Here is a 12,571-nt window from a genome sequence, read left to right on the forward strand (position 1 = left end):
AGCACAGTTGGTTGCTGCGCAGGACGCGGCGTGGGCAGGGAGGTTGGGCATGAGAAGCGGCACCGGCACAAGGGCGCTGCGGAGCCTGTTCGCCGTACGCGCGCGGCAGTTGCCCGTCCCCGTCGCCCACGGGGAGGTCGTCGCCGAGGCGCGGGACCTGCGGGTACGCCTCGGGCAGCGACATGTTCTCGGCGGCGCGGACGGCGGGGTGGATCTCGTCGTACGCGCCGGTGAGGTCCTGGCGCTCGTCGGGCCCAACGGGGCCGGCAAGTCGACGCTCCTCGCCGCGCTCGCCGCCGACCTGGACGCCGCCGGCACCGACGGTCTGGTACGGATCGGCGACCGCCCCGCCCACGACTGGACCGCACCCGAACTCGCCCTGCGCCGCGCCGTGTTGCCGCAGGCCGCCACGCTCTCCTTCCCGTTCCCGGTCGAGGAGGTCGTGGCGATGGGCCGCGCCCCCTGGGCGGGCACGGCGGCGGCGGACGAGGACGACGCGGCCGTGGCCGGGGCGATGGCGGCGACCGAGGTCACCGAATTCGCCCGCCGCCCCTTCTCCGCCCTGTCCGGCGGCGAACGCGCCCGCGTCGCGCTCGCCCGGGTCCTCGCCCAGCGCGCCCCGCTGCTCCTCCTGGACGAACCGACCGCCGCACTCGACCTGCGCCACCAGGAGTTGGTGCTGCGCGTCTGCCGGGCGCGCGCCGCGGCCGGTGACGCCGTCGTCGTCGTGCTGCACGATCTCGGACTGGCCGCGGCGCACGCCGACCGGGCCGCCGTCCTGCACGCGGGACGGGTCGTGGCGGACGGTCCGCCGGCCGAGGTGTTCGGCGACGAACTGCTCAGCCGCGTCTACCGGCAGCCCGTCGAGGTCTTCCCGCACCCGCGCACCGGGACCCCGCTCGTGATCCCGATGCGGACCGGTAGGGTTCGGACGGTCAGTGGGGGACACGGAGCAGAAGGCGACCGATGAGAAGGCCGATTCGGGCAGCGGCGGGGCTGGCGTTGGTGACGGTGATGTCGCTGGTCGCGAGTGGGTGTATGACGGTCCACGGCGAACTGGCGGTGCTGCCGGGCGCGAAGAAGTCCGAGGCGGCCCAGGCCCTCGCGGATTTCACCGAGGCGTACAACAAGGCGGACAAGGCGTACGACCCGGAGTTGGACGCCGGCCGGGTCACCGGCGCGCTGGGCGCGATCAACCAGGCCGGGCTCAAGGCCAGGGGCATCACGAACCCGGACGGCAACTCCCGGCACCAGCCGCTGGAGTTGACCGACGCGAAGTTCCTCATCCCCAAGAAGGCCGGCTGGCCGCGCTGGTTCGTCGCCGACACCGACAGCAACCGCGACGAGGACGACGGTCCCGGCGACACCCGCTGGGTCCTGGTCTTCGTGCGGGGCGGCGCCGATCAGCTGTGGGAGGTCGCCTATCTCGCGATCCTCACACCGGACGAGATCCCCGAGTTCGAGACCGACAAGGACGGCTACGCCGTACCGGCGCCGGCGGACAGCGAGTCACCGGCGGTGGCTCCCGGGGACGTGAGCGCCGAGTACACCTCGTATCTGAAGGACGGCAAGCCGGCACACTTCGCGCGCGGACCGCACACCGACGAGTGGCGGGACATCCGCGCGAAGAACGCCAAGCTGCCCGGTCTCACCATCCAGTACAGCGATCAGCCCCTGAAGGACGGGGAGTTCGCGCCTCTCGCCCTCGCCACGAAGGACGGCGGCGCGCTCGTCTTCTTCGCGATCAAGTACTTCGAACGGCAGACGGCCGCCGCCGGCTACACGCCGAAGGTGAGCGACGACGTGAAGGCGCTGATGACCGGTGAGGTGACGAACACCCTCACCAAGGAGTGGGTGTCGAGCCAGGCGGCGCTGCTGGAGCCGGACGGGGCGGACGCCGACCAGGTGAACGTGCTGAGCAGACTGCAAGGGGTGATCGGGGCCGAAGGCTCCTGAACACCCCCCGCAGACAGGGGACTTGCCGCCCCCGGGGCGTCGTACGCGTCACGCGACGCCCCGTGCGGTCAGCGGCCCAGCGGCCAGGCCACCGGGTGCGGGTCCAGCTCGTGGTTCTCGCCCGCGTACCGCGCGCACGCGTCGGTCAGCGACTCCAGCAGCGTCAGCGGGTCGGGCAGCGGATGCTCGGGGCCGCGCAGCCAGGTCATCGACAGGTCGCCGGGCAGTCTGGCCGGCGGGACCAGGACGTAACTGCCCCGGCAGTGCCAGCGGAAGCCCGGGTGCTCGTCCATCGTCTCGGGATGGCAGTCCAGTTCACAGGGCCACCACTCGTCCTCGTCCTCGGGCGTGCCGCGAGTGGCGGTGAAGAAGAGCATCCGGTCGCCGCCGGAGTCGGCCACCGGGCCGACGTCGATCCCCGCGCCGAGCAGCCGCTCCAGCGCCCTGCCGCCGGCCTCCAGCGGGACGTCGAGGACGTCGTGGACCAGACCGGTCGCCGTGATGAAGTTGGCCTCGGGCTGGTTCCTGGCCCAGCGCTCGATCTGTGCCTCGTCGGTGGTGGACTGCGTCTGCCAGGCGAAGGAGATGGGATGCCTGGCGGGGGTGGGGCAGCCGATGCGTTCGCACGAACATCGGTAGCCGATGGGGTGCGCGGCGGGTGAGACGGGCATACCGGCGGCGGCCACCGCGAGGAGCAGTGCCAGTCGGGCGTCGGCGTCCGGTGCGGCTTCCCGGCCGTCGTCGGACTTTCTGGCGAGTCGGCGCAGCCACTGGGAAACCCTGCCCTCAGTGCCGCGGTAGCGGCCGAAATCGTCGCCCATCTATCCCCTCACCTCATGCATCGGCCCTCTCGGACTCTTCCATGTTCGCACCATCCTGCGCTTCGGGGGGCCGCACTCCCCAACCGGGGTAGCGAGGCGGATGCCGATCACCGGGCTTCATCACGGGCTATATCGCGACAAAGACCACCGATGCGGGCGATGGGCGCCGGTGGTGTTCGACACATTCGCCGGCCGGGACGCGGGCCGGATCCGGGCAGTGCCGCATCCGTGTCCCGCCGCGGCACTCAGTGCCGCGTCACCCACTCAGGAACCCGACGGACCGGGCGGACCCGGCCGCTCCGTGGACTCCGACCGCTCCGGCGGCCTGGGGGCCAACCCGTTCAGCGCGTAGTCGACCAGCGAGTCCGCGTACGCGTGCGTGAGCGGCAGCGTCCGCAGCAGCCAGCGGTGCACGATCGGGCCGGTCAGCAGTTCCATCGCGGTACGCGGGTCGATGTCGTCCCGTACGTCCCCGGCCTCCTGCGCGGCCCGCAGCCTCCGTACGTAGAGCGCGGCCTGCGGCTCCAGCAGCTTCTCCGCGTACTCGGCGCCGATCTTCGCGTCCACGATGCCCTCGGCGGCGAGCGCCCTGGTCGGCGCCTCGAACGTGGGGTCGTTCAGCTCGTCGACGGTGGCGCGCAGCACGAGCTTGAGGTCGGCCGCGAGATCGCCGGTGTCCGGGATCTCGTACGCGGCCTCGTCCCCGCCGGCCGCCTCGGCGGCCTGTTCGCCCAGGTCGAGGAAGGCTTCGAGGAGCACGGCGGCCTTGGACGGCCACCAGCGGTAGATCGTCTGCTTGCCGACGCCCGCGCGGGCGGCGATGCCCTCGATCGTGGTCTTCGCGTAACCGGCCTCCCCGACCAGGGACAGGGCGGCGGCGTAGATGGCGCGGCGTGACTTCTCGCTGCGGCGGGTGGAGTCCGGTGCCTTGCTTTCAGCCATTTCGGCAGAGTACCAGCGCGGCGAGACGCATCGTCTCGCCGCACCCCGTTCCCGGCGCGGATGACGCGACGATGTCCATCCGATGCCGTTCTGCGAACCACCCGATCGGATCACTGTGCGAACGGCTCCCGAGGACGGACCATTGGGTTCACGCACACACCCCGTGCGACCCGTTCGTCCGTGAGGAGCCCTCGTTGCCTCGTGACGCCTCGCCCCGCCGCTACCTGATGTGCCCACCGGCGCATTTCAAAGTGACGTACTCGATCAACCCGTGGATGGATCCGTCGAAACCCGTGGACCTGAAGCTGGCTCTCACCCAGTGGGAGGTGCTCCGCGACCGCTACCGCGCTCTCGGGCACACCGTCTCCCTGCTCGAACCCCGACCCGACCTGCCCGACATGGTGTACGCGGCCAACGGCGCCACCGTCATCGACGGCCGCGTGCTCGGCGCGCGGTTCGCGCACCCGGAGCGTACGCGGGAGGCCGAGGCGCATCTGGCCTGGTTCCGCGCACGTGGCTTCACCGACATCCACGAGCCGGCGCACATCAACGAGGGCGAGGGCGACTTCGCCGTCACCGCCTCGTACATCCTGGCCGGACGGGGCTTCCGGTCCAGTCCGCTCTCCCACGACGAGGCACAGGAGTTCTTCGGCCGCCCCGTGATCGGACTCGATCTGGTCGATCCGCGCTACTACCACCTGGACACGGCGCTCTGTGTCCTGGACGACGCGGCCGACGAGGTCATGTACTACCCGGGCGCGTTCTCGCCCGGCAGCCGCGCCGTCCTCGCCCGGCTCTTCCCGGACGCGCTCATCGCCGGGGAGCCGGACGCGGCGGCGCTCGGGCTCAACGCCGTGAGCGACGGCCGCCATGTGCTGCTGCCGCAGGCGGCGGCGGGCCTCTTCGCCCCGCTCAGGGACCGGGGTTACGAGCCGATCGCCATGGATCTGGGCGAGCTGCTCAAGGGCGGTGGCAGTGTGAAGTGCTGCACGCAGGAGCTGCGGCAGGAGCAAGAGCTGGACGTACGGCGGGAGTTGCTGCTCGCGGCCTCGGCCCCGGTCGCAGCTCCGGCCTCGGCCCCCGTCGCGGCCCCGGCCTCGGTCCCCGCTCCGGCTCCGGCTTCGACCTCGGTCCCGCCGCCACCCTCGGCCCCGGTCTCAGCCTGATTCCGGCACGTCACCCGATGTGTCGTGGGGCGGCCAGCCGTCGCCCCACGACGCGTCACGCGCGGCCCGGTACAACGGCCCGTGCCGCTTGCTCACCGTCTCGCGCCGCAACCCGTCTCCCTCCGTACAGAGGTCGAGCAGCATCTGCCCCTTGCGGGTCTGCGGCTTGCGGGTCACCCGCGCCCGTACCGGCTCCGCGTCGAAGCGCCCGGCCGCCACATAGCTGAACTTCTCGTCCTCGTACGCCAGCGAGCCGCCCTTCACCTGCCGGTGCAGCGACGACCGGCTGACGCGGGCGGCGAAGTGGCACCAGTCCGTGCCGGGTTCGATGGGGCAGGCGCCGCTGTGCGGGCACGGTGCGGCCACCCGCAGGCCCGCCCCGATCAGCAGGTCGCGGGCCTCGATGACGCGCTCGTAGCCGTCGGGCGTCCCCGGCTCGACGATCACGACGGCCTGTCCGGCACGTGCCGCCTCAGCGACGAGGGCGGTGCGGTCGGCGGGGCTGAGTTCGTTCAGGACGTAGCTGACGGTGACGAGGTCGCACTCGGGGAGCTTCAGCCCCGTACCGATCCTGGTCCGGCGCCACTCGGCGCCCCGCAGCGCGGGCAGCCCCGATCCGGCGGCCAGCTCACGGCCGAGGGCGAGCGCGGGCTCGGCCCAGTCCAGCACGCTCGTGGTCCGCCCCCCGTCGTCCCCGCCGCCCGGCCAGATCGCCTCGGCCGCCCAGACCGCCGCCCCCGTCCCCCCGCCCATGTCCACGTGGCTGCCCGGCGCCCACTGCGGCGCGGCCTCGGCGAGCGCGTCGAGCGCGGAGCGTACGGCCTCGAAGGTGGCCGGCATCCGGTACGCGGCGTAGGCGGCGACGTCGGAGCGGTCACGCAGCAGCGGCGTACCGGTCGGTGTGGTTCCCCGGTAGTTGGCGATCAGCCGTTCGACGGCCTGGGCGGCCTGGCTCGGCGGCAGTCCGTCGAGCAGTCCGGCCAGCGCGGCGCGCAGGGCTTCGGTGGTGGGGAGGGAGGCGTTCACCGCCGAAAGTGTAGGCGCCCGCCGGGTGGCCGGAATCCGCCCGTCGCGCGCGCTGCGGGCATGTGACGGGCATGGAATCGGGGCTGAACGGACTGCGGCGGGCACAGGCTCTGTTGCTACGCTGACGCCCGTTGCCGCCCCATCGCCATACCGTGCTCGCGGGGAGACCAAGTTGTCGTTCTACCGTGCCCGCGGTCTGACGCCGATGTCCTTGATGACCAAGCGGCAGAAGATCGTGCGCATCACCCTCGTCGCCGGGGTGTTCATCCTGGTGATGCTGCTCGTACTCGCCAGTTGCGGCGGGACCCGGAAGGATGACGCGAAGCCCCGGAAACCGGTGGTCGCCACGGGTCCCGAGACACGGCTGAACGTCCCCGAGGGTTATGACACCCGTCGTGGCTGGGAGATCCAGGACGTGTCACCGCAGTACGCGGTCGCGTCCGCCACGGGTCTCGTCGCGTATCTGGCCCGGACCGACGACAGCCGGTACCAACTGCGCACCATGAACGCCGAGACCGGCAAGGCCGGTTGGTGGGGCGAGGCGTGGCGGCCCCTGGCGCCGGTGGACCGGTACCCCCGGCTGCTCTCGGTGACCAAGGGCGACCGGCAGTACTTCGTGACCTGGTCGTTCGGGCGGCTCGGCGAGTACGCGCTGGCGGCAGCCGACTCCCTCGTCTCCCTCGACGTGTACGACGCGGCCACCGGCGAGCAGCGGCGGGTCGAGGTCCCCTGGGCGGAGGCGCCGACCGTCAGCAGCACCGGCCCCGGCATTCTGATCAGCGACGGCAAGGCGGTCAGCGCGGTCGTCGACCCGGCGACCGGTGAGGTGTCCAGGACGGCGCCCGGCTCGCTCGGCTATCCGAAGGACTGCCCGAACTGCAAGAAGCTGACCGAGGTGCGCGGGGTGACCGCGAACGGTCTGCTGGTGAGCGGGGCGAAGGAGTTCTGGGTACGGGGCGGCTGGTTCAGCCGGAAGGTCGCGCCGAAGGGCACCGAGCCCAGGTCGGGGGTGCCGACGTCCGTGTCGGCGGGCCATGTGCTCGCCAAGTGGCAGAAGAAGAAGGGCGCCAAGGACGCGGCCACGCACGACCTGTGGGTGGTGCACTCCCTGGACACCGGCAAGGAGGTGGCCCAGGTGCGGTGCCGTAAGCCCGCGATCAACCCCGCCGCCCAGCCGCAGCTCGTCTCCTCCCCCGACGGCCGCTATCTCATCGCCGGCAGGCTCGCCTTCGACCTGGACGAGAAGACCGGATTCTGCTTCGAGGAGGCGGACGGCACCAGGCCGCTGACGCTGACGTCGGTGGCGGACACGGGTATGGCGTACGGGGCGACGAGCGCCCGTACCGTGACCGACGCCCTGGCCGGCGGCGGCAACCCGGTCCAGGTGAACCTGGCCACCGGCGAGCCCGAACCGCTGGCACTGAACGTGCGCCTGCCGAGCGGGGACGCGAACGGAGTGGGCCTGTTCCGCTGGACGGACCGCGCCGACCGACAGCGCCTGATCGCCTACGTCCAACGCGCCGAGAACTGAGCACGCGGGGTCGGCCCGAGGCTCCGGCCCGCGCGCTCGCCGCTCAGGTGCCGGTCGGCTGGGCCGCCCGGTGCTGTGACTGCCAGGGGCGGCACAGCGTCAGGAAGCAGAGCAGCGCCCCGGCTCCGCACACCGTCTGAACGACGGCCATCGGCACCGCCGTGGCCTCGCCCGCGATCCCGACGAGCGGGGAGGCGACGGCGCCGATCAGGAAGGACGCCGTACCGATGAGGGCCGAGGCCGATCCGGCGGCGTGGGGGGTCCGCATGAGGGCCTGCGCGTTGGTGTTGGGCATCGCGAGGCCCATCGCCGACATCAGGACGAACAGCCCGGCCGCGACGGGGAAGAGGCCCGGCTCGCCGAACACGCCGGTCGTCATCAGCAGCAGTGCCAGCCCGGCGAGCGTGATGACGACGAGGCCGAAGGCCAGCACCTTGTCCATGCTGACCCGGCCGACCAGCAGCCGGCCGTTGATCTGCCCGACGGTGATCAGGCCGATGGAGTTGATGCCGAACAGCAGGCTGTACATCTGCGGCGAGGCGCCGTAGATCTCCTGCACCACGAACGGCGACGCCGCGATGTACGCGAACAGGGCCGCGAAGGCGAGCCCGCCCGCCAGCATGTAGCCGGTGAACACACGGTCGGCGAGCAGCCCGCGCATCGTGCCGAGCGCTTCGCCGACCCCGCCGCTGTGGCGCTTGTCACTCGGCAGTGTCTCGTGCAGCCACTTCACGACGACGAGGGTCAGCGCGATACCGACACCGGTCAGGACGACGAAGATGCCGCGCCAGTCGGTGAATTGGAGCACCTGGCCACCGATGACCGGGGCGATGACCGGCGCGACGCCGGAGATCAGCATCAGCGTGGAGAAGAAGCGGGCCATCTCGACGCCGTCGTACAGATCACGCACCACGGCGCGGGCGATCACGATGCCCGCCGCCCCGGCGAGCCCCTGGAGGAGCCGGAAGCCGATGAGGAGTTCGACAGTGGGGGCCAGGGCGCAGATCGCGGTGGCGAAGACGTACACGACCATGCCGAGCAGCAGGGGCTTGCGCCGCCCCCACTTGTCGCTCATCGGCCCCACGACGAGCTGGCCCAGCGCCATGCCCGTCAGACAGGCGGTGAGGGTGAGTTGCGCGGTGGCGGCCGACGAGCCGAGGGCTCGGGTGACGGCGGGCAGCGCCGGGAGGTACATGTCCATCGACAGCGGCGGCAGCGCGGTGAGCCCGCCGAGGACGAGGGTGACGACGATGCCCGCGCGTCGCGCGGCGGGGATGCCGACGCCGGTGTCGGTCTCCGTCACGGTGGATGGGGTGGGTATATGTCCCTTACGTACGTGTGTGGTCTGGCCGCCGTCCGGCATTCGCATCTCCATGTAGTTGAAACCCTCCCTATGCTCTCAGCTCAGGCCGACTGGTCGTGACGTTTTTTGTGTAAGGGGCATATATGACGGCGGCGCATGACGGTGACGGCACGACGCGGTGGGGCGTACTGGCCACGGGCGGGATCGCGGCGACGTTCACCGGGGACGTACAGGCCATGGCGGGCGCCGAGGTGGTCGCCGTGGCCTCGCGCGGCGAGACGTCGGCGAAGGCGTTCGCCGACCGGTTCGGCATCCCCCGGGCGTACGGCGACTGGGCCGGGCTCGTCGCCGATCCGGACGTCGACATCGTGTACGTAGCCACCCCGCACTCCGCGCACCGCGCCGCGGCGGGGCTCGCCCTCGAAGCGGGCAAACCGGTGTTGTGCGAGAAGGCGTTCACGCTGAACGCGCGCGAGGCCGGTGAGCTGGTGGCGCTCGCGGCCGAGCGGGAGCTGTTCCTGATGGAGGCCATGTGGATGTACACCAGTCCGGTCGTGCGGCGGATGACCGAGCTGATCGCGGACGGGGCGATCGGTGAAGTCCGCACGGTGCAGGCCGACTTCGGCCTCCAGGGCCCCTTCGCCCCCGAGCACCGGCTGCGCGATCCCGCGCTCGGCGGCGGCGCGCTGCTGGACCTCGGGGTCTACCCGGTGTCGTTCGCACAGCTGATCCTGGGCGAGCCCGACCGCGTACAGGCGGACGCGCTGCTGTCGCCCGAGGGCGTGGATCTCAACACGGGGATGCTGCTGGGCTGGGAGTCCGGGGCGACCGCCCTGCTCAGCTGCTCGGTGACCGCGGGGACGCCGTCGACGGCGACGGTGACCGGCACGGCGGGCCGGATCGAGCTGCCGAGCGGCTTCTTCGCGCCGGACGCCTTCGTGCTTCACCGGGACGGGCGGGATCCCGAACAGCACACGGTGGAGAGCCCGTTGCGGGGCATGCAGCACGAGGCGGCCGAGGTGATGCGGTGTCTGCGGGCCGGGGAGAAGGAGTCGCCGCTGGTGCCGCTGGACGGCAGCCTGGCGGTGATGCGGACGCTCGACGCGGTACGTGAACGCGTCGGCGTCCGCTATCCGGTGGACGAGATCGCCTGACGGTACGTCAACTCGCCAGGCGGTACGTCAACTCGCTTTGCCTCAGGCGGGCTTGAGGCCCGGGTCGCCCGCCTCGGTCACGAACGACCCGGCCGTCGACAGCGGCGCGCCGGGCGTCGTGACGGCGGACACCGTCTTGAAGTCGGCGCGCGCCTGCTCCGTGCCGAGCGTGACGGTCACATAGCCGCGCCGCCCGTTGTAGAACTTCATGTGCGGGTTCGCGGTGGTCAGGTTGTCCCAGTTCGCCGGCTTGTCCGCGCCGTCCTTCCCGCTGGCGATGGAGGTGGCGACGATCTCGGTGCCGACGGTGCGGGAGGCCGGGTCGTTGAAGTCGGCCTTCAGGTCGAAGCCGTAGCCGACGTGCACGTCACCGGTCAGCACCATCAGGTTGGCCAGGCCGGCCGCGTCCGCGCCGTCCAGGATCCGCTTGCGGGAGGCCGGGTAGCCGTCCCAGCCGTCCATCGACAGCTTGAAGTCCGGCCGGGGCACGTCGCGGCGCTGGGCGAAGGTGACCTGCTGCGGCAGCAGGTTCCAGATGGCGCGGGACTGCTTCCAGCCGTTCAGCAGCCAGCGCTCCTGCGTCTCACCGGTCATGGTGCGCGTGGGGTCCTCGGACTCGGGGCCCGGGACCTGCCAGCCGTCGCCGTACGCCTGGTTGGAGCGGTACTGGCGGGTGTCGAGGATGTCGAACTGCGCGAGGCGCCCGAAGTGCACCCGGCGGTAGAGCTGCATGTCGGGTCCCTCGGGCTGCTGCGGGGCGCGCAGCGGCTGGTTCTCCCAGTACGCGCGGTACGCGGCGGCCCGCCGGAGCAGGAACTCCTCCGGCGGCACGTCGTTCTCCGGCGTCTCGCCGGCGTAGTTGTTCTCGGTCTCGTGGTCGTCCCACGTGACGATGAAGGGGTGCGCGGCGTGCGCGGCCATCAGATCCGGGTCGGACTTGTACAGGCCGTAGCGCAGCCGGTAGTCCTCCAGCGTGATCGTCTCGCGGTTGTAGTGCGCGGGCAGCCGCCGGTCGGTGTAGTTGCGGGCGCCGCCGACCGCCGTCACGGCGTACTCGTAGAGGTAGTCGCCGAGGTGGATGACGACGTCCAGGTCTTCGGCGGCCAGGTGCTTGTACGCGGTGAAGTAGCCGTCGTGGTACGCCTGGCAGGAGACGGCGGCGAGCTTGAGCTCCCCGATGTTCGCCGTACGGGCGGGGGCGGTGCGGGTGCGGCCGACCGGGCTGATCCACTTGCCGGCGCGGAAGCGGTAGAAGTAGAAGCGGTCCGCGTCCAGGCCGGGGACCTCGACGTGGACGCTGTGGTCGAACTCCGGGTGGGCGGTGGCGGTGCCGCGTCTGACGATCCGGGTGAACCGCTCGTCGTGGGAGATCTCCCAGCGTACGGAGACCCGGGCACGGGGCAGACCGCTGTCGCTCTGGTACGGGCTCGGTGCGAGGCGGGTCCACAGCAGTACGGAGGCGGGCGCCGGGTCGCCCGAGCCGACACCGAGGGTGAAGGGGTCGCTCTTGATCTTCGCGGCGTCCAGCTCGGCGGCGCTCGCGGTGCCCGCCGTCGGCAGGTTGACGGCGAAGGCGAGCGCGGCGGCGGCTCCGGTGACGGTGAGAAAACGGCGACGGCCGAGGTGCGCGGCGGCGGCCCTGAGTTCGGGCGAGTGCGTGGTGGCGCGTGAACTCGTCTGCACGGGTGTCATGTTGGTGTGCCCCTCCCCTGACGACTGTTGTCAAAGGAAGTGCAGCCGGACGCGACGACCGATCGTTGTCGGGTACACAACATCGGGATGTCCGCCTGATGAGTTCCCCGTGCGCTCGTTATATGCCACCGCGCCGGCGGACCGGGTCCCGGCTCGCCGTCTCCCGTACGCTGCGGGCCCATGACTGCTGTGGAGAAGATCGCTGTGGTGACGGGAGCGGGTTCGGGGATCGGACGGGGCGTCTCGCTCGCCCTGGCCGGGGCGGGCTGGTCGGTGGTGCTCGCGGGACGGAAGGCGGAGCGCCTGGCGCAGACGGCGGCGCTGGCGGACTCCGGCGCGCGGACCGTGTGCGTGCCGACGGACGTGGGGCGGCCGGAGGACGTGGACGCGCTCTTCGAGACGGTACGGGAGGGGTTCGGCCGGATCGACTTCCTCTTCAACAACGCGGGCACGTTCGGCCCCGGCGGCGTACCGCTGGAGGATCTGCCCTACTCGGCGTGGCGCAAGGTCGTCGACACCAATCTGACGGGCTCGTTCCTGTGCGCGCAGGCGGCGTACCGGCTGATGAAGGAACAGGACCCGCAGGGCGGCCGGATCATCAACAACGGTTCGATCTCCGCGCACGCGCCGCGCCCGGACTCGGTGGCGTACACGGCGACGAAGCACGCCCTGACCGGACTCACCAAGTCGCTCTCCCTGGACGGCCGTCCGTACCGGATCGCCTGCGGTCAGATCGACATCGGCAACGCGGCGACGGACATGACGCAGCGCATGCGGCGCGGGGTGCCGCAGGCGAACGGCGAACTGGCGGTGGAGCCGGTGATGGACGCGGCGGATGTGGCGAAGACGGTGCTGCACATGGCGGAGCTGCCGCTGGAGGCGAACATCCAGTTCGCGACGGTGCTGGCGACGACGATGCCGTTCGTCGGGCGGGGCTGAAAGGACCGGGCGCCCGGGGTCCGTGGGCGGGGCTGAAAGGA

Annotated in this window: 10 protein-coding genes and 1 pseudogene; 6 read left to right on the top strand and 5 right to left on the bottom strand. The window is 71.6% G+C overall.

All coding sequences use genetic code 11. The annotated features are described in order from the left end of the window. Nucleotides 1-49 precede the first annotated feature (49 nt). Both ACFYNU_RS27465 and ACFYNU_RS27470 read left to right on the top strand, forming a co-directional pair. A complete protein-coding gene (locus ACFYNU_RS27465; protein WP_356594180.1) occupies nucleotides 50-970 on the top strand; it encodes a heme ABC transporter ATP-binding protein in 921 nt (306 codons plus the stop codon). After that, a complete protein-coding gene (locus ACFYNU_RS27470) occupies nucleotides 967-1,956 on the top strand; it encodes a hypothetical protein (protein WP_356594182.1) in 990 nt (329 codons plus the stop codon). Before ACFYNU_RS27465 ends, ACFYNU_RS27470 begins: the two co-directional genes overlap by 4 nt. A 68-nt stretch (nucleotides 1,957-2,024) precedes the next feature. On the opposite strand, the gene ACFYNU_RS27475 is transcribed toward ACFYNU_RS27470, so the two are convergent. Both ACFYNU_RS27475 and ACFYNU_RS27480 read right to left on the bottom strand, forming a co-directional pair. Next, a complete protein-coding gene (locus tag ACFYNU_RS27475) occupies nucleotides 2,025-2,777 on the bottom strand; it encodes a bifunctional DNA primase/polymerase (protein WP_356594184.1) in 753 nt (250 codons plus the stop codon). Nucleotides 2,778-3,041: 264 nt separating this feature from the next. After that, a complete protein-coding gene (locus tag ACFYNU_RS27480; RefSeq protein ID WP_356594186.1) occupies nucleotides 3,042-3,719 on the bottom strand; it encodes a TetR/AcrR family transcriptional regulator in 678 nt (225 codons plus the stop codon). Nucleotides 3,720-3,913: 194 nt separating this feature from the next. Here ACFYNU_RS27480 and ddaH point away from each other — a divergent pair. Beyond that, nucleotides 3,914-4,723, top strand: a pseudogene (gene ddaH / locus ACFYNU_RS27485) (dimethylargininase); the annotation flags it as partial. Between the two features lie 153 nt (nucleotides 4,724-4,876). On the opposite strand, the gene ACFYNU_RS27490 reads toward ddaH, so the two are convergent. Further along, complete coding sequence (locus ACFYNU_RS27490) at nucleotides 4,877-5,911, bottom strand: small ribosomal subunit Rsm22 family protein (protein WP_356594188.1); 1,035 nt, start codon at nucleotides 5,909-5,911, stop codon at nucleotides 4,877-4,879. A 214-nt stretch (nucleotides 5,912-6,125) separates the two neighbouring features. Here ACFYNU_RS27490 and ACFYNU_RS27495 point away from each other — a divergent pair, with 214 nt between their 5' ends. Further along, nucleotides 6,126-7,442, top strand: coding sequence for a hypothetical protein (locus ACFYNU_RS27495; RefSeq protein ID WP_356594190.1), 1,317 nt, complete (start codon nucleotides 6,126-6,128; stop codon nucleotides 7,440-7,442). Between the two features lie 43 nt (nucleotides 7,443-7,485). Here the strand turns inward: ACFYNU_RS27495 and ACFYNU_RS27500 are convergent, their stop codons facing one another. Then, a complete protein-coding gene (locus ACFYNU_RS27500) occupies nucleotides 7,486-8,805 on the bottom strand; it encodes a Bcr/CflA family multidrug efflux MFS transporter (protein ID WP_356594239.1) in 1,320 nt (439 codons plus the stop codon). A gap of 83 nt (nucleotides 8,806-8,888) precedes the next feature. Between ACFYNU_RS27500 and ACFYNU_RS27505 the strand changes: the two genes are divergently transcribed. After that, nucleotides 8,889-9,899, top strand: a complete 1,011-nt coding sequence (locus tag ACFYNU_RS27505) for a Gfo/Idh/MocA family oxidoreductase (protein WP_356594192.1) — start codon at nucleotides 8,889-8,891, stop codon at nucleotides 9,897-9,899. A gap of 42 nt (nucleotides 9,900-9,941) precedes the next feature. Here the strand turns inward: ACFYNU_RS27505 and ACFYNU_RS27510 are convergent, their stop codons facing one another. Next, entirely contained in the window at nucleotides 9,942-11,591 is a 1,650-nt protein-coding gene (locus ACFYNU_RS27510; protein WP_356594194.1) for an alkaline phosphatase D family protein, read from the bottom strand. A 180-nt stretch (nucleotides 11,592-11,771) separates the two neighbouring features. Here ACFYNU_RS27510 and ACFYNU_RS27515 point away from each other — a divergent pair, with 180 nt between their 5' ends. Continuing rightward, on the top strand, nucleotides 11,772-12,530 hold the full coding sequence (locus ACFYNU_RS27515; RefSeq protein WP_356594196.1) for an SDR family oxidoreductase: 759 nt from the start codon (nucleotides 11,772-11,774) through the stop codon (nucleotides 12,528-12,530). Nucleotides 12,531-12,571: the final 41 nt, after the last annotated feature.

This window comes from Streptomyces sp. NPDC006643, from assembly GCF_042870175.1.
In the GTDB taxonomy this organism is placed as follows: Bacteria; Actinomycetota; Actinomycetes; order Streptomycetales; family Streptomycetaceae; genus Streptomyces.

Coding starts and splice junctions, on each gene's coding strand:
- ACFYNU_RS27495 (WP_356594190.1), top strand. CDS start 6,126: ATGACCAAGCGGCAGAAGATCGTGCGCATCACCCTCGTCGCCGGGGTG.
- ACFYNU_RS27505 (WP_356594192.1), top strand. CDS start 8,889: ATGACGGCGGCGCATGACGGTGACGGCACGACGCGGTGGGGCGTACTG.
- ACFYNU_RS27475 (WP_356594184.1), bottom strand. CDS start 2,777: ATGGGCGACGATTTCGGCCGCTACCGCGGCACTGAGGGCAGGGTTTCC.
- ACFYNU_RS27470 (WP_356594182.1), top strand. CDS start 967: ATGAGAAGGCCGATTCGGGCAGCGGCGGGGCTGGCGTTGGTGACGGTG.
- ACFYNU_RS27480 (WP_356594186.1), bottom strand. CDS start 3,719: ATGGCTGAAAGCAAGGCACCGGACTCCACCCGCCGCAGCGAGAAGTCA.
- ACFYNU_RS27515 (WP_356594196.1), top strand. CDS start 11,772: ATGACTGCTGTGGAGAAGATCGCTGTGGTGACGGGAGCGGGTTCGGGG.
- ACFYNU_RS27465 (WP_356594180.1), top strand. CDS start 50: ATGAGAAGCGGCACCGGCACAAGGGCGCTGCGGAGCCTGTTCGCCGTA.
- ACFYNU_RS27510 (WP_356594194.1), bottom strand. CDS start 11,591: ATGACACCCGTGCAGACGAGTTCACGCGCCACCACGCACTCGCCCGAA.
- ACFYNU_RS27500 (WP_356594239.1), bottom strand. CDS start 8,805: ATGCCGGACGGCGGCCAGACCACACACGTACGTAAGGGACATATACCC.